22 protein-coding genes are annotated in these 19,378 nt (G+C 60.6%); 15 read left to right on the forward strand and 7 right to left on the reverse strand.

Translation table 11 applies throughout. The features are described from left to right. Positions 1–4: 4 nt before the first annotated feature. The 6 genes from RH950_RS13275 to RH950_RS13300 all read left to right on the forward strand — a co-directional run bounded on the left by RH950_RS13275 (position 5) and on the right by RH950_RS13300 (position 6,733). Entirely contained in the window at positions 5–295 is a 291-nt protein-coding gene (locus RH950_RS13275; RefSeq protein WP_350057497.1) for a hypothetical protein, read from the forward strand. Next, positions 285–1,994, forward strand: a complete 1,710-nt coding sequence (locus RH950_RS13280) for a Na(+)/H(+) antiporter subunit D (RefSeq protein WP_350057499.1) — start codon at positions 285–287, stop codon at positions 1,992–1,994. The genes RH950_RS13275 and RH950_RS13280 overlap by 11 nt, the downstream gene beginning before the upstream one ends. Positions 1,995–2,089: 95 nt before the next feature. After that, positions 2,090–2,725 carry an SRPBCC family protein gene (locus RH950_RS13285; protein WP_350057500.1) on the forward strand — a complete coding sequence of 212 codons (636 nt, stop codon included), beginning with the start codon at positions 2,090–2,092 and terminating at the stop codon, positions 2,723–2,725. A 295-nt stretch (positions 2,726–3,020) separates the two neighbouring features. After that, a complete protein-coding gene (locus tag RH950_RS13290) occupies positions 3,021–3,479 on the forward strand; it encodes a (2Fe-2S)-binding protein (RefSeq protein ID WP_350057502.1) in 459 nt (152 codons plus the stop codon). Between the two features lie 64 nt (positions 3,480–3,543). Next, positions 3,544–5,907 carry a xanthine dehydrogenase family protein molybdopterin-binding subunit gene (locus tag RH950_RS13295; RefSeq protein ID WP_350057504.1) on the forward strand — a complete coding sequence of 788 codons (2,364 nt, stop codon included), beginning with the start codon at positions 3,544–3,546 and terminating at the stop codon, positions 5,905–5,907. A 28-nt stretch (positions 5,908–5,935) separates the two neighbouring features. Further along, entirely contained in the window at positions 5,936–6,733 is a 798-nt protein-coding gene (locus tag RH950_RS13300; RefSeq protein WP_350057506.1) for an FAD binding domain-containing protein, read from the forward strand. Positions 6,734–6,803: 70 nt separating this feature from the next. Here the strand turns inward: RH950_RS13300 and RH950_RS13305 are convergent, their stop codons facing one another. From RH950_RS13305 to kce, 3 genes are all read right to left on the reverse strand, one after another. Beyond that, the gene (locus RH950_RS13305; protein WP_350057507.1) at positions 6,804–7,772 is read right to left on the reverse strand and encodes a response regulator transcription factor KdpE; all 969 of its coding nucleotides are present in this window, start codon (positions 7,770–7,772) and stop codon (positions 6,804–6,806) included. 120 nt (positions 7,773–7,892) lie between these two features. After that, positions 7,893–8,699, reverse strand: a complete 807-nt coding sequence (locus RH950_RS13310) for a shikimate dehydrogenase family protein (protein ID WP_350057508.1) — start codon at positions 8,697–8,699, stop codon at positions 7,893–7,895. Between the two features lie 5 nt (positions 8,700–8,704). Further along, positions 8,705–9,643 carry a 3,5-dioxohexanoate:acetyl-CoA acetone transferase gene (kce, locus tag RH950_RS13315; protein ID WP_350057509.1) on the reverse strand — a complete coding sequence of 313 codons (939 nt, stop codon included), beginning with the start codon at positions 9,641–9,643 and terminating at the stop codon, positions 8,705–8,707. Between the two features lie 186 nt (positions 9,644–9,829). On the opposite strand from kce, the gene RH950_RS13320 reads away from it, so the two are divergent. Genes RH950_RS13320 through RH950_RS13335 form a run of 4 tightly spaced genes read left to right on the forward strand, consistent with a single transcriptional unit; the run spans position 9,830 to position 11,820 of the window. Next, the gene (locus RH950_RS13320; RefSeq protein WP_350057511.1) at positions 9,830–10,318 is read left to right on the forward strand and encodes an EF-hand domain-containing protein; all 489 of its coding nucleotides are present in this window, start codon (positions 9,830–9,832) and stop codon (positions 10,316–10,318) included. 34 nt (positions 10,319–10,352) lie between these two features. After that, entirely contained in the window at positions 10,353–10,925 is a 573-nt protein-coding gene (locus RH950_RS13325) for an RNA polymerase sigma factor (RefSeq protein ID WP_350057513.1), read from the forward strand. Further along, positions 10,922–11,362: a hypothetical protein gene (locus RH950_RS13330; protein ID WP_350057515.1), complete on the forward strand. Its 441-nt coding sequence runs from the start codon at positions 10,922–10,924 to the stop codon at positions 11,360–11,362. The genes RH950_RS13325 and RH950_RS13330 overlap by 4 nt, the downstream gene beginning before the upstream one ends. Next, positions 11,359–11,820 (forward strand): periplasmic heavy metal sensor, encoded by a 462-nt coding sequence (locus tag RH950_RS13335; RefSeq protein WP_350057517.1) that lies wholly within the window; start codon positions 11,359–11,361, stop codon positions 11,818–11,820. Before RH950_RS13330 ends, RH950_RS13335 begins: the two co-directional genes overlap by 4 nt. A 19-nt stretch (positions 11,821–11,839) precedes the next feature. Here the strand turns inward: RH950_RS13335 and RH950_RS13340 are convergent, their stop codons facing one another. From RH950_RS13340 to phnF, 4 genes are all read right to left on the reverse strand, one after another. After that, on the reverse strand, positions 11,840–11,983 hold the full coding sequence (locus RH950_RS13340) for a hypothetical protein (RefSeq protein ID WP_350057519.1): 144 nt from the start codon (positions 11,981–11,983) through the stop codon (positions 11,840–11,842). 93 nt (positions 11,984–12,076) lie between these two features. Further along, a complete protein-coding gene (locus RH950_RS13345; protein ID WP_350057521.1) occupies positions 12,077–13,777 on the reverse strand; it encodes a thiamine pyrophosphate-binding protein in 1,701 nt (566 codons plus the stop codon). Continuing rightward, the gene (locus RH950_RS13350) at positions 13,755–14,546 is read right to left on the reverse strand and encodes a hypothetical protein (protein WP_350057522.1); all 792 of its coding nucleotides are present in this window, start codon (positions 14,544–14,546) and stop codon (positions 13,755–13,757) included. The genes RH950_RS13345 and RH950_RS13350 overlap by 23 nt, the downstream gene beginning before the upstream one ends. Positions 14,547–14,581: 35 nt before the next feature. Continuing rightward, on the reverse strand, positions 14,582–15,301 hold the full coding sequence (gene phnF / locus RH950_RS13355) for a phosphonate metabolism transcriptional regulator PhnF (RefSeq protein WP_350057524.1): 720 nt from the start codon (positions 15,299–15,301) through the stop codon (positions 14,582–14,584). Between the two features lie 179 nt (positions 15,302–15,480). On the opposite strand from phnF, the gene phnG reads away from it, so the two are divergent. Genes phnG through phnK form a run of 5 tightly spaced genes read left to right on the forward strand, consistent with a single transcriptional unit; the run spans position 15,481 to position 19,378 of the window. Further along, positions 15,481–15,894: a phosphonate C-P lyase system protein PhnG gene (phnG, locus tag RH950_RS13360; RefSeq protein WP_502889773.1), complete on the forward strand. Its 414-nt coding sequence runs from the start codon at positions 15,481–15,483 to the stop codon at positions 15,892–15,894. A gap of 3 nt (positions 15,895–15,897) precedes the next feature. Beyond that, on the forward strand, positions 15,898–16,512 hold the full coding sequence (gene phnH, locus RH950_RS13365) for a phosphonate C-P lyase system protein PhnH (protein WP_350057528.1): 615 nt from the start codon (positions 15,898–15,900) through the stop codon (positions 16,510–16,512). Positions 16,513–16,516: 4 nt separating this feature from the next. Beyond that, on the forward strand, positions 16,517–17,635 hold the full coding sequence (locus tag RH950_RS13370) for a carbon-phosphorus lyase complex subunit (RefSeq protein WP_350057530.1): 1,119 nt from the start codon (positions 16,517–16,519) through the stop codon (positions 17,633–17,635). A 10-nt stretch (positions 17,636–17,645) separates the two neighbouring features. Next, a complete protein-coding gene (locus tag RH950_RS13375; RefSeq protein WP_350057532.1) occupies positions 17,646–18,593 on the forward strand; it encodes an alpha-D-ribose 1-methylphosphonate 5-phosphate C-P-lyase PhnJ in 948 nt (315 codons plus the stop codon). Continuing rightward, the gene (phnK, locus tag RH950_RS13380) at positions 18,590–19,378 is read left to right on the forward strand and encodes a phosphonate C-P lyase system protein PhnK (protein WP_350057534.1); all 789 of its coding nucleotides are present in this window, start codon (positions 18,590–18,592) and stop codon (positions 19,376–19,378) included. The genes RH950_RS13375 and phnK overlap by 4 nt, the downstream gene beginning before the upstream one ends.

A 19,378-nucleotide genomic window follows, 5' to 3' on the forward strand; every position in this document is an offset into this window, starting at 1 on the left:
CGGCATGAGCGACCACGGCGAGCACCATCGTTCAGCGCCGCAAGCCGGAGAGGCGCCGCGCTGGCTCGACAATCCAGGCAATGTGAAGAAGATCGTCTACTTGCTGCTCGCGATCTGTGCACTGCTCTTTGCCGCGGATGGCGTCTACCACAAGCATCCGTATTTTGAGGCTGAATCCTGGTTCGGGTTCTATGCCATTTTCGGGTTCGTCATGTGCGTCGGGATCGTTCTGGTGGCACGAGGCCTGCGGGCCGTCCTGATGCGGGACGAGGACTATTATGACAATGATCGTTGACCTCCTCTTTCCCATGAGTCCGGGGATTCTGCTTGCCCTGGGCGGCCTTCTGGTACCGTTCCTCAGCGCCCGCATCGCGCGGGTCTATGTCCTGGTGCTGCCGGCCTTTCTGCTCGCCTACATCTTCGCGCTGCCGGATGGATCCCATGGCGCCGTCGCGTTTCTCGGGTTCGAGCTGGAGTTGTTGCGGCTGGACAGTCTGTCCCGGATCTTCGCCACCATTTTCATGATCGCGGCCATTCTCGGCAATCTCTACGCTTGGCACGAAGCCGACCCGGTGCAGCGCACGGCGGCACAGATCTATGCTGGCAGCGCCATTGCCGCCGCGCTTGCCGGCGACCTGATCTCGCTCTTCGTGTTTTGGGAACTGACGGCGATTTCCTCGGTTTTCCTGGTCTGGGCCAGCGGAACAGAGAACGCCTATCGCGCCGGCATGCGCTATCTGATCATCCAGGTCGGCTCCGGCGTCATCCTGCTTACCGGCCTGATCATCCATGTTACGGCGACCGGTTCTATTTCATTCGATCACCTCGGCCTTGACGCACCGGGCGCATGGCTGATCTTCCTGGCTTTTGGTATCAAGTGCGCTTTCCCGCTTCTGCATAACTGGCTACAGGACGCCTATTCCGAAGCCACTGTCACAGGCACTGTTATCCTGTCTGTATTCACCACAAAGCTTGCAATCTACACCCTTGCGCGCGGTTTTGCGGGGACCGAGATGCTGATCTGGATCGGCGCCGCAATGACCGTTTTCACGATTTTCTACGCGGTGATCGAGAATGATCTGCGCCGCGTGCTTGCCTACAGCCTGAATAACCAGCTCGGTTTCATGGTGGTTGGCATAGGCGTTGGCACCGAACTCGCGGTTAACGGCACGGCGGCCCATGCCGTCGCAAGCATCATCTACAAGGCGCTCTTGTTCATGTCGGTAGGGGCTGTGCTGTTCCGGACCGGAAGCAGTAAGGCTTCAGAGCTTGGCGGTCTCTACAAATCCATGCCCTGGACGGCCGGATTCTGCATGGTCGGCGCAGCATCAATCTCCGCCGTCCCCCTGTTCTCGGGGTTCGTCTCGAAGTCCTTGATCATATCGGCTTCCGCCTATGAAGGTTACTGGCTCGCGTGGGGCGTCTTGCTGTTTGCGTCCGCTGCAGTCGTCCTGCATTCCAGCATCAAGATCCCGTATCTCGCCTTCTTTGCCCAAGACAGAGGGCACCGGCCGAAGGAAGCGCCGCTGAACATGCTTCTGGCGATGGGCGCGGCGGCCATTCTCTGTGTCGGCATCGGGGTCTGGCCGGAACCGCTCTATGCCTTGTTGCCCTATGCCGTCGATTACATGCCCTACACAACCGCGCATGTCATCACGCAGCTGCAGCTGCTGATGTTCTCGGCCCTGGCCTTCACCGTGCTCATGCTCTACCGGATCTATCCGCCGGAACTGCGGTCGACCAATCTCGACTTCGACTGGGTCTACCGGCGCTTCCTGCCGCGCCGCATGCTGGCGCTCGGTCGCGCCATCGACACGGGCTACCAGCATGTCACCGGCGACGCCAAAGCCGTCCTGCGATCCGCCATTTCCTTCTCGGCCTATGTCTTCGCTCCGGGCGGACTCTATGGACGCACGTTCGGCCTCGGCAATGCGGTCGCCATCATTGCTTTCCTTCTTCTGGTGGCGCTGGTCGTCAGCTATTCAGCGGTCTGATTCCGCCCGCCGGGCCAGTGATCTGGAATGGGGTCGAAAAAGATGATAATGCCAACGCCGCGGGTTAATTCCCTTGTGAAGAAAGGTTCACCGCTATGGACATGACTGGCGAATATCTCGTCCCGGCGCCGAAGCAGGCCGTCTGGGAAGCGTTGAACGACCCCGAGATTCTCAAGCAGTGCATCCCCGGCTGCGAGGAGGTCAACAAGACCTCCGACACGGGTTTCGATGCCAAGGTTTCTGCCAAGGTCGGCCCGGTGAAGGCAAAATTCGCCGGTGCGGTCACCCTGTCGGACATCGATCCGCCGAACGGTTATACGATCAGCGGCGAAGGCAAGGGCGGGGCGGCCGGCTTTGCCAAGGGCGGCGCGAAGGTCGCGCTCTCCGAAGCAGAGGGTGGCACGCTGCTGAAATACGAGGTGAACGCCCAGGTCGGCGGAAAGCTCGCGCAGATCGGTGCCCGGCTGATCGACTCCACCGCGAAGAAAATGGCGAACGATTTCTTCAAGACGTTCAGCGAAGTCGTCGGCTCTGCCTCCGGCTCTCCTGAATCCCCGGCCGTCGAAGCGTCGGCGCCGGTAGCAACCGATCATGGAAAGGAAAATGTGATGAGCGAGAATGGTGTTCCTGCAGAGAACGTGTATCACGGCCTGCACTGGATGGTGATCCTGACCACGGGCGTCGCGATTGCCAGCCTGGTCTGGTACGCGATGGAAGGCCTGAGTTTCTGATCATCTCCTGATCGTCGACAAATTGACGCCCGACAGAGCGGCGCGAAGCGAAGGTTTCGCGCCGTTTTTCGTACCTGGAAATCAACCGCCCTTGAGAGTTTCGTCCGGGCTGATCGATCCGGTACGCTTCCTCATAATTGAAATGCCGTGTTCGCCTTTCGTCGCTTGACCTTGGACCGAACGGCGGTGAGACTGCAGCTCGAAGGTCGGTAAAAACGAACCGTCGGCACAGTCGGAATCTTGAATCCTGGAGGCCGGTCAACGACCTCTTAGGGAGATAACTGGGAGAGAGCATATGGCCACCGTATCCATGACGGTGAACGGGAAGTCTGTCAGCGGCGAGGTCGAACCGCGCACCCTTCTCGTCCAATTTATCCGCGAACAGCTTCATCTTACCGGAACCCATGTTGGCTGCGACACCAGCCAGTGCGGCGCCTGCGTCGTTCATGTCGACGGCGATTCCGTGAAAAGCTGCACCATGCTGGCCGTACAGGCCGATGGCGCGGAAGTGACGACCATCGAGGGGCTCGCCAACGGCGATACCTTGCACCCGATGCAGGAAGCCTTTCGCGACAACCATGGCCTGCAGTGCGGCTTCTGCACACCGGGCATGGTAATGAGCGCCGTCGACCTGCTGAAAAAGAACCCGAAGCCGAGCGAAGGCGAAATTCGCGAATGGCTCGAAGGCAACATCTGCCGCTGTACGGGTTACCACAACATCGTCAAGGCCGTTCAGCAGGCGGCGCAGGCTTAGGGAACAGACAAAAAACGCTCCAAAAGACAGGCAGACAAACTGCCATGCGAAACGGGAGGATAGAATGCCGGACGGAACCACGGGTACGGGCATAGGCGCCGCCGTAAAGCGCGTCGAGGATTTCAGATTTCTGACAGGCAATGGCAACTACACGGATGATATCAATCGCCCGGGCCAGTCCTACGCCTATATCCTGCGCAGCCCGCATGCGCATGCCAGGATCACGTCTATCGACAGCTCTGCGGCCAAGGCCGCGGCAGGTGTGCTTGCCGTCTTCACCGGTGAAGACATGCAGGTCGGCTCCCTGCCCTGCGGCTGGCAGATCCATTCCAAGGACGGCTCACCAATGCTCGAGCCGGAGCATCCGCCGCTTGCCAAAGGCAAGGTGCGTTACGTTGGCGATCAGGTCGCGGTCGTGATCGCCGACACCTACAGCCAGGCGAAAGATGCAGCCGAGAGCATCATCGTCAATTACGAGGTCCTGCCTGCCGCCGTCAGCATGTCCGACGCGCTGGCGGACAAGACGCTGGTGCATGACGATATCGGCTCGAACCTCTGCTTCGACTGGGAAATCGGCGACGAGGCCGCGGTAGACGAGGCCATGTCCAAGGCAGCCCATGTCACCAAGATCGATCTGGTGAACAACCGGCTGGTGCCGAATGCGATGGAGCCGCGCGCCGCGATCGGCGAGTTTGACAGGGCGACCGGCGAGTACACGCTCTACACCACCAGCCAGAACCCGCACGTCATTCGTCTGCTGATGGGCGCCTTCGTACTTTCCATTCCGGAACACAAGCTGCGTGTCGTCGCTCCGGACGTCGGCGGCGGCTTCGGCTCCAAGATCTACCATTATGCCGAAGAAGCCATCGTCACCTGGGCCGCGCCGAAAGTCGGCCGTCCGATCAAGTGGGTCGCGGATCGCAGCGAGAGCTTTGTCTCGGACGCGCATGGCCGGGACCAGATCAACCATGCCGAATTGGCGCTGGATGCCAACGGCAAGTTCCTGGCGTTGAAGGTTCAGACCCAGGCCAATATGGGCGCCTATCTCTCCACCTTCGCGCCCTGCGTGCCGACCTACCTCTCCGCCACCCTGCTTGCGGGCACCTACACCACGCCGGTGATCCATGCCAACGTAAAGGCCGTCTTCACTAATACGGTGCCCGTCGACGCCTATCGCGGTGCGGGCCGCCCGGAATCGACCTACCTGATCGAGCGTATCGTCGATCAGGCGGCGCGGGAGACCGGGATCGACAAGGTGGAAATCCGCCGCCGGAACTTCATCCCGGCCGATGCCTTCCCCTACCAGACACCGGTGGCCCTGCAATATGACAGCGGTGACTATGAAGCGACCCTGTCCTCGGCCACAAAAATTGCCGATGTCGCCGGTTTTGCCGCCCGCAAGGCCGAGGCTGCCAGCCGCGGCAAGCTCCGGGGCATGGGCTACTCGACCTATCTCGAGGCCTGCGGCATTGCGCCGTCGGCTGTCGTCGGCTCCCTCGGCGCCCGCGCCGGTCTCTACGAGTCCGCTGAGGTCCGGGTGCATCCGACAGGCTCGGTGACGGTCTTTACCGGTACGCACAGCCACGGTCAGGGACATGAGACCACCTTCGCGCAGCTCGTCTCCGACCGGCTTGGTCTGCCGATGGAGAATATCGAGATCAGCCATGGCGACACCAACAAGGTGCAGTTTGGCATGGGTACCTACGGCTCGCGGTCCCTCGCCGTCGGTGGCGAGGCGCTGATCCGGGCTGTCGACAAGATCATCGACAAGGCAAAGAAAATTGCCGCCCATGTGCTCGAGGCCTCGGCCGACGATATCGAGTTCAAGGACGGGAATTTCACCGTGGCCGGGACCGACAAGTCCATGGCGTTCGGCGAGGTCGCCCTCACCGCCTATGTGCCGCACAACTTCCCGCACGACGAGCTCGAGCCCGGGCTGGACGAGAAAGCCTTCTACGATCCGGCGAACTTCACCTTCCCCGGCGGGTGCCATATCTGCGAGGTCGAGATCGACCCGGAGACCGGCGTTACCGAGGTGATCAAGTTCACTGCAGTGGATGATGTCGGACGGGTGATCAATCCGATGATCGTCGAAGGTCAGGTGCATGGCGGTGTTGCCCAGGGTATCGGCCAGGCATTGCTTGAATATGCGGCCTATGACGACAGCGGCCAGCTCGTGACCGGTTCCTACATGGACTACACGATGCCCCGGGCCGACAATTTCCCCAAATTCGATGTCGCGACCGAAGGCACGCTCTGCACCCACAACACACTCGGCGTTAAGGGCGTCGGCGAAGTCGGGGCCATCGGCTCTCCGCCAGCCGTCATCAACGCTGTTATCGATGCGCTCTGGGACCGTGGTGTACGGGATATGAGCATGCCGGCAACGTCGGAAAAAGTATGGTTGGCCCTGCAGGCCGCCGAGTAAGCGCAAGCCAGGAAGGAAGACTCAAGAGATGTACGAGTTCGAACATCACAAACCGGCCACTGTCGCGGATGCGGTCAGTGCCATGAAAGGCGCGGATGACGGTAAGCTGCTCGCGGGCGGCCAGACCATGATCCCGACCCTGAAACAGCGCCTGGCCAGCCCGTCGGATCTTGTCGATCTCGGCGGGATCGCGGAGCTGAAAGGCATCACGGTCAGTGGCGGCACAATCACGATCGGCGCCATGACGACCCATGCCGCTGTGGCTGATTCCGCCGATATAAAAGCAACCCTGCCCGCCCTGGCGGAATTGGCCGATCATATCGGCGATGCCCAGGTGCGGAACCGCGGCACCATTGGCGGCTCTGTCGCAAACAACGATCCGGCGGCGGATTATCCGGCTGCCTGCCTCGCGCTGGGTGCCACCATTCACACCAGCCAGCGGGATATTTCGGCGGACGATTTCTTCACCGGAATGTTCGAGACGGCACTCGAGGAAGACGAGATCATCACGAAGGTCTCTTTCCCGGTCGCCAAAAAGGCCGCCTACATGAAGTTCCCGAACCCGGCATCGCGCTATGCGCTGGTCGGTGTGTTCATTGCCGATGGTCCGGCAGGGACCAGGGTTGCGGTGACCGGTGCCGGTCAGGATGGGGTGTTTCGCGTTCCTGAAATGGAAAGCGCGCTTTCGGCAAACTTCTCTGCCGATGCGGTATCAGGCGTCAAGGTTTCCGCCGACGACCTGAATGCCGACATCCATGCCAGTGCCGACTACCGTGCACATCTGATCACGGTCATGGCCAAGCGGGCTGTCGCAAAAGCCGGCTGATATATATTCCAGCCAGCTCTATTCAGAAGCCCCCGACAGGTCCAGGTCGGGGGCTTTCTTCTTTCGTCCGTTATCTGGCTGCGGAAGCGGCCTTGCGTTCGTTGTAGCTGGTTATGGCGCTGTTGATCTGGCCGACGAGATCGCCCGTCGCCTCATTCGGGAAGAATGCCTCCAGAATTGCCCGCGCCAATGGTTTCAGCAATTCAACATCGTCCGGCGTGGCATTGTCCGGATCTGCCGCAATCCGGCTCGCCAGCTTGTGTAGCGACTTGCAGAGTTGTGAAACCGGCTCGTATTTGGTGTCCTCAAGTCTCTGCACCGCCTCACCGCTCATCACTTTCAGGCGGCCCAGATTCTGCTTCAGTTCAGTATCGAACTCTCCGACACCGAATTTCGGGAGCATGAGATCGACCAGAAAGGATATCTGGAAGCCGATCCTGCGCAGCTTCTCTTCCGTGATCTCGGTATTGCTCTTTGCAATCTGATCTTTGAGCGCGGCGGCGTCTATTTTTTCGCCTTCCTGACGCATGCGCAGGGTATTCGGCGGCTCAAAGGTCGGAATTTCGCTTCGCCGCCGCGGGTCCCGCCGCCGTTCCGGGCCAACATAGTCGCTGGTCACGATGAAGGGTTTTCGATCGCTGATCAGTTTCTGGATACGATCGAGTAACTGGCCCGTCGAATAGGGCGCGACGATCAGATCGTCCACACCGCTATTGATGGCCGCGCGGATAGAATCCGGATCGTTTGCCCAGATTGTCATGATCGCGACAACGAAGGGATTCTGGCCAAGGTCCCCGTTGCGGACATCCTTGATTGTCGTGATCGCGGCGCCGTCGTTCAGAGCGTGATCGGCGACGATCAGGTCCGGGACCCCGGTCTGCAGCCAAAGCCGCAACTCGTCATCAGTGCGGAGCCATTCGGTATCGCGGTAACCAAAGCTCATAAGTTCCGAGCGGACGGGCAAAAGAACCTGCCGGTTCAGACCACACAACGCGATACGAATCTGCCCCAGGTCGGCCTTGCCTGCATCTTTGCTCATGGACTGCCTATTCGGCACAGTGCCGCGCTGAGTGGTCGTCTGCCGATTTCATCCTGTTGGGCTGAAGTCAGCTCAAATTATTCAACATTTGTGTACCCCATGGTGCGCCCGCGTCAAACTTTACTGAAAACAGCGGAGGAATCCGCCAATCAAATCAATCTGTTTATCCAGCATATGCCGGCCAAACTGAACCTTGCAGCCCCGCTCCAGCGCTGATTCGAGGAGCCGCGTCCGCTCCGGAATCATGATGATCTCCGCGACCAGCAGGCCGGGCATGAGGAAATCGCGCTCGATCGGAAGCGGATCGCTGTCATGCAATCCGGCCGACGTGGTGTTGATCACGATCTCGCAGCCATCCGGCTCCGCGGCGCCGACCGATACCGGAACCTGCGGATAGGCGGCAGACACGGCCGCTGCCAGTTCTTCGGCTTTTGTTCGTGTCCGGTTGTGGATCACCAGCCTGGACACCCCGGCATCGGCCAGGGCAAACGCGATTGCCCGACCGGCGCCACCCGCCCCGAGCTGCAGCACTGATCGTCCGGTGACCTCATGCCCCTCTGCCCGCATCCCGGCAACAAATCCCGCCCCGTCGAAATTGTCGCCGATCATGCGTCTTTGTTCGTCAAATCTGACGGCATTGACGGCGCCGACGAGCCGGCCCTGGCGGCCAACCTCGTCGCAGAGCTCCATGATGGTAAGCTTGTGCGGCACGGTGACAGCAAGACCGCCGAAATTCGGCTGGGCCCTGAGACCGTCCAGCACCGCCTCCAGCCGGTCCGCCGGCGCGTGTACCGGCACCATGACCGCGTCGATGCCTTTTTCCTCGAACAGAGGATTGAAGACCATCGGCGCGCGGACATGGACGATCGGATCGGCAATAACACCGTAAACGCGGGTTCGGCCGGTAATATCAAGTGTTGCTGACATATGATCTAGAACTTCACCATGTCGCCGCCCTTGAGCGCCAGCATCTCCCGGGCTTCCGCCGGAGTGGCAACTTCAAGCGACAGATCCTCGACAATGCGCCGGATCTTGGCCACCTGATCCGCGTTGCTCTCGGCCAGCTTGCCCTTGGAGATGAACAGGCTGTCCTCAAGCCCGACTCGGACATTGCCGCCAAGCATGGCCGCCATGGTGCAGAAGTTCATCTGGTGCCGGCCGGCCGCCAGCACGGACCATTCATAATCGTCGCCGAACAGCTTGTTGGCGATCCGGCGCATATGCATGAGGTTTTCTTCATCCGCGCCGATACCGCCCAGAATGCCGAAGATCGTCTGCACGAAGAATGGCGGTTTCACCAGACCACGATCCGCGAAATGCGCCAGCGTGTAGAGGTGGCCGACATCGTAGCATTCGAACTCGAAGCGCACGCCGTGGCCCTCGCCGAGCTCCTTAAGAATGTACTCGATGTCCTTGAATGTGTTCCGGAAAATGAAATCACGCGAGTTCTCGAGGAACTGCGGCTCCCACGGATGCTGGAAGTCCTTCATCTTGTCGAGGATCGGGAACAGGCCGAAATTCATCGAGCCCATATTGAGCGACGTCATCTCCGGGCTGGCCGTGAAGGCCGCCGCAAGGCGCTCTTCCAGGCTCATGCCGTGCCCGCCGCCCGTGGTGATGTTCACGACCGCATCGCAGGACTGTTTGATCCGCGGCAAAAACTTCATGTACATGTCCGGATCCGGCGTCGGACTGCCGTCTTCGGGGTTACGGGCATGAAGATGCAGGATGGATGCCCCGGCTTCGGCTGCCGCGATGGCGTCGGCGGCAATCTGGTCCGGCGTGATCGGCAGATACGGGCTCATCGTCGGTGTGTGAATTGAGCCAGTCACCGCACAGGTGATGATCACTTTCTTGCTTGCCGGCGCCATTGCTTCCTCCAGATTTTTTCAATTCCATTAACTGCTTGGAGGCTACTCCCCGGATCCGCCGTTTAAAAGAGCCTGTCGGGAAAAATAGTTTATTCCCAGCAACCGCGACGGATTTCTGATTGCCCCCCGTTCTATGGATATCCCCGTTCATTGGAGACGGGAAAGTCCAGCAAAGGAACTGACGAGATGAAGAAGTTTTTTGCGGTCGCCCTGCTCGGCAGCATCGCCCTCACTCCTGCGCTTGCTTATGGCGAAGGCATGAAAGGCAGACATGGCGGCGAGGCATTCAAGGCCCAGATGCTCGAGCGCTTCAAAGCGGCGGACGAGAACGGCGACGAGAAGCTGACCAAGGCCGAAATCTACCAGTCCCATGGCAAACGCGCGGCCGAAATCGACACCAACAATGACGGCACGATCGACGCAGCCGAAATTGATGCCTTCCGCAAGGAAATGCGTCTGAAGCGGCAGCAGAAATGGTTGAGCCGCCTGGATACGGACGGCGACGGTGTAGTGAGCACAGATGAATTTGCCCGCTCCGGCACCGCCAGAATGCAGCGTATGGACCGTGACCGGGATGGCGTCATCAGCATGGAAGAAGCTACCGCTCGGCCGGACCGGCATCATCACGGACACCAAGGCAAGCCGAAACATGGCAAGATGGGGTGTGATCGCTGAAGTGTTGCGCGCGGTGACAGAACCGGGAACGTGGATGTCCGAGTCTGACAATGAACTGCTTTGTCTGGTCGCCAATGGCGGCCAGACGGCCTTTGACAGGCTGGTTGCACGGCATCAGGGCCCGATCTCCGCCTTTGCCTACAGGATCCTCGGCAACATGACCGATGCCGAGGATGTCTCCCAGGAGACCTTCGGCCGGGTCTGGTCACACGCGCCGCGCTGGAATCCGGACGGCAAGGCCAAATCCTGGATCTACAGGATCGCGCACAACCTCTGTATTGATCGCCTGAGGGCAAGGCGGCCGACGGTCGATATCGCCGATCAGGAGATCGAGGACGGCAGCCCCAATCCCGAGCAGGTTCTCAGCCGCAAACGCTCGGAGACGGGCCTGCGGGATGCTGTCGCCCTTCTCCCGGAACGCCAGCGGATCGCCATCTCCCTGTTCCATTTGAAGGACATGACGGCGGACGAGGCGGCGGAAGCGATGGGTATCAGTGTCGATGCACTGGAATCCCTGTTGCGCCGGGCCCGGAAGAAACTGAAAGAAATCATGCAGCACCAAGAAGGCGGCGCCATTTCAAAAGCGGCAATCGGAGAACGACAATGACCACAATGAGCGAAGCACGGTTCAGGGAACTGGCGGATGCCTTTGGCGGGGACCTGTCGAAATGGCCCGAACGGGAGCGGCCGGCGGCAATGCAATTGCTTGGGGAAGCCCCCCGCCTGAACGCCGTACTCAGTGAAGAATCGGTATTCGATATCGAGATCGAGGCGCTCATGGGCGCGCCTGATAACATCGAGTTCACACCAGTATTCGACGTCCGTGCGCCGTCCGGTATCAGTGCACAGGGCCTGCTGAGCATGTTGTGGCCCTTCGGCGGAATCTGGCAGCCGGCGGCAGGACTCGTTGCCGCAAGCGCGGCCGGCTTCATCTTCGGCATGACCTTTACCGATCTGCCCTCGGACACCGTCACGGCAAAGAACGACCAGATTACAATTGTAGAACGTGCGCTTGGCGCGGACGTAACGGAGATTGACCTATGACCTGGACCCGGACGCGCGTGCTCGCGCTGCTTCTCTTTGCATCCGTTTCCATCAACCTGTTTGTCGCAGGCATGGTGGTCGGCCGCTGGGACCGATGGCATGACGGTCCGCCAGGACAGCGCCACGGTCATTCGATGTCCCGCATGATCGAGCGGACTCTCGGGGACACGCTCAGCCCGGAGATCCGCGATCGGCTGCGCGCTCATTCCGAAAAAATGCGGGGCACGCACGGCGCCATGCGCGAAAACAGAGAGACGGTTCGCGAGATTCTCCTCAGGGAACCGTTCGACAGGAATGCCTATCTCGAAGCGCTGGACAGCATGAATGCCGTCTTCGACCGGATGCGGGCAGAGACCCATTCCTTCATGACCGAGATCGTCGAACAATTGACGCCGGAGCAGCGCCGGAAGCTCGTCGAGTCCCTGGGACGCCATCGTCCGGACCGCAAGGACGACTGATGACTGGCTGAATTACCCTCTAGCGCACGACATTCCGCCGGACCCGCAGGGCCTCCATGATCACAGCTTCGACCTGGGTGCGGGGCGCGGACCAGAAGAAGGGCCAAAACGGCACTTCTTCTCGCCTTTCAAGCTCACGCAACCACCATTTCCGTCCACGCATAGTCGCCTCCTTGCATGACAGATGACGGCCGAACGGTCTCACGCCGGTGGCCGTCCCTGATGCATGGACGCGATGGCAGGCAATATCGTGAACTCAGCCCGCTTTCTCGAGGGCCGCTTTCCGGATCGCCGAAAGCGTGGTCTTCGGCGTGATCGCCTCCGGGTCGATCTTCACCTCGATGAGAGTCGACTTGTCCGAAGCCAGAGCCCGTTCGAAAGCGGGCTTGAATTCCGACGTTTCAAGAACCGTTTCGCCATTCGCACCATAGGCTATCGCCAGTGCCGCGAAGTCCGGGTTCTGAAGCTCGGTATGCTTCACCCGGCCCGGGAACTCACGTTCCTGGTGCATGCGGATGGTGCCGTACATGTTGTTGTTGATGACGATGGCGATGATCTTGACGCCGTGCTGCATGGCGGTTGCCAGTTCCTGGCCATGCATCATGAAGCAGCCATCGCCATTCATCGAAACGACCACGCGATCGGGATGCACCAGTGCCGCTGCAACAGCCGCCGGCAGCCCGTAGCCCATGGACCCGCTGGTCGGGGCAAGCTGGGTGCGGTAGCCGCGATACTGGTAATAGCGATGCATCCAGTTGGCATAGTTGCCGGCCCCGTTGGTGATGATCGCATCGTCCGGCAGCGTGGCATTCAGCCAGGCGGCAATCTCCCCCATCTGCACGTCACCCGGAACCGGCAGCGGCTCCAGCGTGGCGAGATAGTCCGCATGCCCCTGGGCAATGCTCTTCGCGCGGCCGCTACCGTCAACCGGCGTCATCGCCTCCAGAGCCTCGGCAAAGGCACGGGGTCCGGAATTGATCATCATGTCCGCCTGATAAACCCGGCCGAGTTCTTCCGCGCTGCCATGGATATGCACCAGCGTCTGTTTCGGACGCGGGATGTCGAACATGGTGTAGCCGCCGGTGGTCATCTCGCCCAGCCGGGTGCCGAGCGCGATCACCATGTCGCTTTCCTCAATCCGGGCCGCCAGGGACGGATCGATACCGATACCGACATGGCCGACATAATTCGGATGCCGGTTGTCAAAATAATCCTGACACCGGAAGGAAGCACCGACAGGCACGCCGTTGGCGACAGAGAATTTCTCGATCCGCTCGCATGCCTCACGGTCCCAGCCGCCGCCACCGACGATCATCACCGGCCTCTCCGCCTTCTCCAGCATCGACCGGAAATCGGCCATCTGCTTCTGACCCGGATGCGGCTCGACCGGCACATAGGCAGCGATGCCTGCCACGTCCGCGTAATCCATCAGCATGTCTTCGGGCAGCGCCAGCACCACAGGGCCCGGACGACCGGAGACGGCGGTATGAAAGGCTCGGCTGATATATTCCGGAATGCGCGCGGCATCGTCAATCTGCGCCACCCATTTGGCCATCTGACCAAACATCCGGCGATAGTCGATTTCCTGGAAGGCCTCGCGTTCCACCATCCAGCGCGCAACCTGGCCAACCAGAAGCACCATCGGGGTCGAATCCTGAAAGGCTACATGGACGCCGGCACTGGCATTCGTCGCGCCCGGACCACGGGTCACCATGCAGACGCCGGGCCGGCCGGTCAGCTTGCCATAGGCATCCGCCATCATCGCCGCGCCGCCTTCCTGGCGGCACATCACGGTGCGGATACCGTTACGCTCCTGCAGGCCGTCGATGACCGCAAGATAGCTTTCGCCAGGCACGCCGAAGACGAGATCAACCCCCTCCTCAACCAACGCATCGACAAGAATATGACCACCGAGGCGGCCCTGGCCGGCACTTTTATTTGGGAGAGAGGAGCTCATCTACATAACTCTTATATCGTTGGGATTTCGGTTTACGCCGATCAGCTTCATTGAGATAGCGGATAGAACTCTTGCCTTTGACTTCTTTCGGCAACAGCAACACGCGGATGAACCGGGTGCATTCTTCTGTACAGGCTTCCGCCCAGACAGTCTGCGACCCGGGCTCGAACCAGGCATCGCCCGGCATATAGTCCCTGGAAAGCTTATCCGTCGAGAGGGTGAGCTTACCATTGCGAATACAGCGGATCCCCGGACCAAGATGGCTATGCGGCACGGCCGTACCGCCCGTCGGGAACAATACGCTGTCGCAGCGGATCAGCCAGTCGTCGAGATTTTCCACGGAAGGAACCTCGTTCTGCTCGACGATCTCGCTGTGAATGCCCTCACCCAGATTCAGCAGCGGCTCTGCCGTCTTTTCATCCAGCTCCCAGCGCCAGAGCTCACCGCCTTCGGTGCCGGCCCGGATGACCATGCCAGAGCGCATGAAACGGGCCTCATCCGGCTGCAGTACGCCGCCGCTCTCAAAACTCAGATCACCGGCGTTGCAATAGACGATCCGGCATCCGTCAGGCAGATGTTTAGAGGCCGCATGTGGAGAAAACACGTCTTTGACAAGACGCAGAACGTAGGTGGATGTCGCCATCGATCCTATCGGCGGGATTGTTTCCCGCCTCCCTTTTGTCGTCCCGCTTTCCGCAGGTTGAATTGCTGACAATACCTCGCTCGACGCACCGTCGAAGGTCAAGGATCGCTTTGCGATCAGTTTCATTCGAATCTACGACGAACACCCGTTCTCGTAAGCCTTCAGCTCTCGAATACAAGCTGAAATCGATCAGCGGCATAACGGGCAAAACCATATTCAATCGGCATCCCGGTCTGATCCACATTGATAGACTCGACCACAAGCACCGGCCGGTTACGCGGTTGCTGCAGGTGGTCGGCATCCGCCGCATCCGGCATTCGAGCGGTCACACGGGTTTCCCGGCGGGTATATTCGCCATAGCCAAAATGCGTCAGAACCTTCGTGATTGAATCCAGCTCCTCGTGCAACGCCGCGAACCCCGGAACCTTGGCCGCCGGAAAAAAATGACTGCCGACGGAAATTGGCCTGCCATCCACTTCACCGATCCGGTCCAGCCGGACAAGACGGGTCCCGCCAGGCAATCCAAGTTGTTTCAGAATGGAGGGGTCGCCGACCTCTTCCGCCAGAAGCAATGTTCGGCCACCCGGGGTTCTCCGCTGCCGCAAGACATTGTCGGAAAACCTGGTTTTCCTTGCGACCAGGTAGTCCAGCACATGTTCCTGGACGAAACTCCCCCGTCCCTGCTCCACCCGGATTACACCGTCTTCAGCCAATTCCGAGATGGCCCGCCGGAGGGTGTGCCGGTTCACGCCATATTGCAGGGAGAGCTCCGCCTCGGTCGGCAGCTTGCTACCTGGCGGATAGGTCCCGGAACGGATTGAATCCGAAATGTCATTCGCGATCTGGCGCCAAATGGACTGGCCGCTTTTCCGTTCGATCAAGACGTCCCCTCCAGGCGAGTCACCAAAATGTCATTGCGCCCCTGTTGCACCGGCGTATCGACGGTCCTATAACATTAATAGATATAGATATCTAGACAAATTATAGATTTGTCGAGAGAAATGGACGGATCATGGGGACACAGTCACCACAACACCAGTCACCGGCGCGGAAGCGATGGATGTCGATCCTCGCCAAGGCCTCCTTCGAGGATCTGAGAAGCCTCTGGCAAAACCTGCCTGACAAACCGTCATGGACCCGGGTGCGCCCGCCGGAAATCGGCATGGTCATGGTGCGCGGCCGCATGGGGGGAACCGGAAACCGGTTTAATCTTGGTGAAATGACGGTGACCCGTTGTTCCGTCGGGCTCGAAAGCGGCGTTCTCGGACATGGCTATGTCTCCGGCCGGAACAAGGAACATGCGGAAATCGCCGCAGTCATTGATGCCCTGATGCAGCGCGGGGAACGCGCGGACACACTGGAACATTCAATCATCAAGCCGCTTGAGCTGAGGCACCAGCAGGGCCGGGACAGCGCAAGCCGCAAGGCAGCGGCGACGAAAGTCGAATTCTTCACCGTGGCACGGGAGAACTGATCGATGTCCATGGACAGCATGACGCAAGCCCTGAACCCGGGGTTTTCCGATCCGGTCAGCCAGTCTCAGCTGGTTTTCCGCCACCTGCTCGATGCCATGGCCCGTCCCGGCACCGTCGAGACGATCGATCTCGGCATAGAAGGACCGGAAAAACTGGATCTGGCCGCCACGGCCATCGCTCTGGCGCTGGTCGACTTCGAAACCCCGCTCTATCTCGCACCGGTGCTTTCAACGCCGGCAGCAGAAACCTATCTGAAGTTCCATTGCGGTACGCGGATCGTCACCGAACCGAAGGATGCGTCCTTCGCAATCCTTGATGAGGCACCCGCGGATTTCGGGAATTTCAATGCCGGCACCGAGGAATATCCCGAGCTCGGCGCCACGCTGATCATTCAGGTGGGAACAATCGAGACCGCCGGCTCCCTCTCCCTGACCGGCCCCGGAATCAAGGACAGGACAACGCTCGCATTGCCGGATGTCCCGGCCGCGTTCTGGCCGGTGCGGACAAAATCCCAACGCTACTTCCCGCGCGGCATCGATCTGATTTTCGTGTCCGGCGCCACGATGGTGGCCATGCCGCGAACCACCAACGTCACCCTGCAGAGCGAAGAGGAATAGGCCCATGTATGTAGCTGTCAAAGGCGGCGACAAGGCCATCGAGAATTCGCTGCGCTACCTCGCCGACGTGCGTCGCGGCGACCGCCGTGTCCCGGAACTGACCGTCCAGCAGATCCGCGAACAGCTGCCGCTGGCGGTCGACCGGGTCATGACCGAAGGCGCGCTCTACGACCCCGATCTCGCCGCATTGGCCATCAAGCAGGCCAATGGCGACATACAGGAAGCGGTGTTCCTGCTCAGGGCCTATCGCACCACCCTGCCCCGGTTCGGCGCATCGCAGGCGATCGATACCGGCGCCATGCAGATCCGCCGGCGCATCTCCGCCACCTACAAGGACCTGCCGGGCGGGCAGATCCTCGGGCCGAGCTTCGACTACACGCACCGCCTGCTGGACTTCACCCTGGCCGCGAATGGCGAAACTCCGGAAGCGCCGAAATCCGAAGAACCCGTTGCAGACGGCATGCCGCGCGTGGCGGATATTCTCGACCATGAAGGCCTGATCGAACTCGATCTGCCGGATGACGAGGATGGACCGGTCCCCGACCTAACACGGGATTCCGTCACCTTCCCGGCGGACCGGGCGACCCGGCTGCAGAACCTTGCACGCGGCGATGAGGGCTTTCTGCTGGCCCTCGGCTATTCCACCCAGCGCGGCTTTGGCAACAACCACCCCTTTGCCGGCGAGATCCGCATGGGCGAGCTTGCGATAACCTTCGAGCCGGAGGAACTCGGCTTCGAGATCGAGATCGGCGAGATCACCGTCACCGAATGCCAGATGGTGAACCAGTTCAAGGGTTCGGCGAAGGTGCCGCCGCAATTCACCCGCGGCTACGGCCTGACTTTTGGGCATTGCGAGCGCAAGGCGATGTCCATGGCGCTGGTCGACCGGGCACTGAGAGCCAAGGAGTTCGGTGAAGAGATCACCGCCCCGGCCCAGGACGAGGAATTCGTCCTCTACCACTCCGACAATGTCGAGGCTTCCGGCTTCGTGCAGCACCTGAAACTGCCGCACTATGTCGACTTCCAGGGCGAGCTCGTGACCGTGCGCGAGTTGCGCAAGGAGATCGAGGCCCGCGAGGCGGCGGAACTTACCGATGACGACGAACTGGCCGCGGCCGAGTAGGACGAGATCCATGAGCATAACGCAAGAAGCGCAGCCCTGGCAGGCGCCGGAGCACGACAAGCCGGTCGAGCAGGTCGAGGGCTATAATTTCGCCTATCTGGACGAGCAGACGAAACGGATGATCCGCCGGGCGATCCTGAAGGGTGTCGCCATTCCGGGCTATCAGGTGCCGTTCGGTAGCCGGGAAATGCCTCTACCCTACGGTTGGGGCACCGGCGGCATGCAGGTGACCGCCGCCGTGATCGGAAAAGACGACACACTTAAGGTGATCGACCAGGGCGCGGACGACACCACGAACGCCGTCAATATCCGGCGCTTCTTCGCCAAGACGGCCGGCGTGGCGACGACCGAGAAAACGGCGGACGCAAGCCTGATCCAGACCCGGCACCGGATTCCCGAAAAGCCGCTGACCGACGCTCAGATCCTGATCTATCAGGTGCCGATCCCGGAGCCGCTGCGCTGGGTCGAGCCGCGCGAGACCGAAACCCGGAAGATGCATGCGCTTGAGGAATACGGCGTCATGCATGTCAGTCTCTATGAGAGCATCGCCCGCTTCGGCCGCATCACGACGGCCTACAATTATCCGGTGCAGGTGAACGGCCGCTACATCATGGCGCCGAGCCCGATCCCGAAATTCGACAATCCGAAGATGCACCAGATGGCCGCGCTCCAGCTTTTCGGCGCCGGACGAGAGAAACGCATCTATGCGGTCCCTCCCTATACGGATGTGAAGAGCCTCGATTTCGAGGACCACCCCTTCACCATCCAGTCCTGGGAAGAGAACTGCGCGCTCTGCGGGGCGAAAGACAGCTATCTCGACGAGGTCATCACCGACGATGCCGGCGGCAAGATGTATGTCTGTTCCGACAGCGACTATTGCGCCGAACGCCGCGAGGCCGGCCATGTCGGAGACCAGGGCGAACCACAGAGTCCCGCAAAGAAGGGAGGCGCCGAATGAGGGCGCTGCGTGACAACGGACCTTTGCTTGACGTCGAAGGCCTGACCCAGAAATACGGCCACCAGATCGGCTGCGAGGATGTGCATTTCTCGCTCTATCCCGGTGAAGTGCTGGGGATAGTCGGAGAATCCGGCTCCGGCAAGTCCACCTTGCTGCGCTGCGCCTCCGGGCTGATGCAGCCGACCGCCGGCACCGTCCGGTTCAACACCCGGATCGACGGCCTGCAGGACATCTACGCTCTTTCCGAAGCCGAACGGCGCATGCTGATGCGGACGGACTGGGGGATCATCTTCCAGAATGCCCGCGACGGGCTGCGGATGAACGTCTCCGCCGGCGCGAATGTCGGCGAACGCCTGATGGCCGTCGGCGAGCGGAACTATGGCAGCATCCGGGAGGTCTCCTCGGAATGGCTGGAAAAGGTCGAGATGGATCTCGGCCGGATGGACGACCTGCCCCGGACTTTCTCCGGCGGCATGCAACAGCGCCTGCAGATCGCCCGGAACCTCGTCACCAAACCGCGCCTCGTCTTCATGGATGAGCCGACCAGCGGGCTTGATGTTTCCGTCCAAGCCCGTCTGCTCGATCTGGTGCGCGGGCTGGTGCGTCAGCTCGGTATCGCCTGCATCATCGTCACCCACGATCTGGGCGTGGTCCGGCTGCTGTCGGACAGGCTGATGGTCATGCGGCGCGGCCGGGTCGTCGAACAGGGGCTGACCGATCAGGTTCTGGACGATCCACAGCACGCCTATACCCAGCTTCTCGTCTCCTCGATCCTGCCGGTGTGA

This window comes from Nisaea sp., from assembly GCF_040217065.1.
Classification (GTDB): Bacteria; Pseudomonadota; Alphaproteobacteria; order Thalassobaculales; family Thalassobaculaceae; genus Nisaea.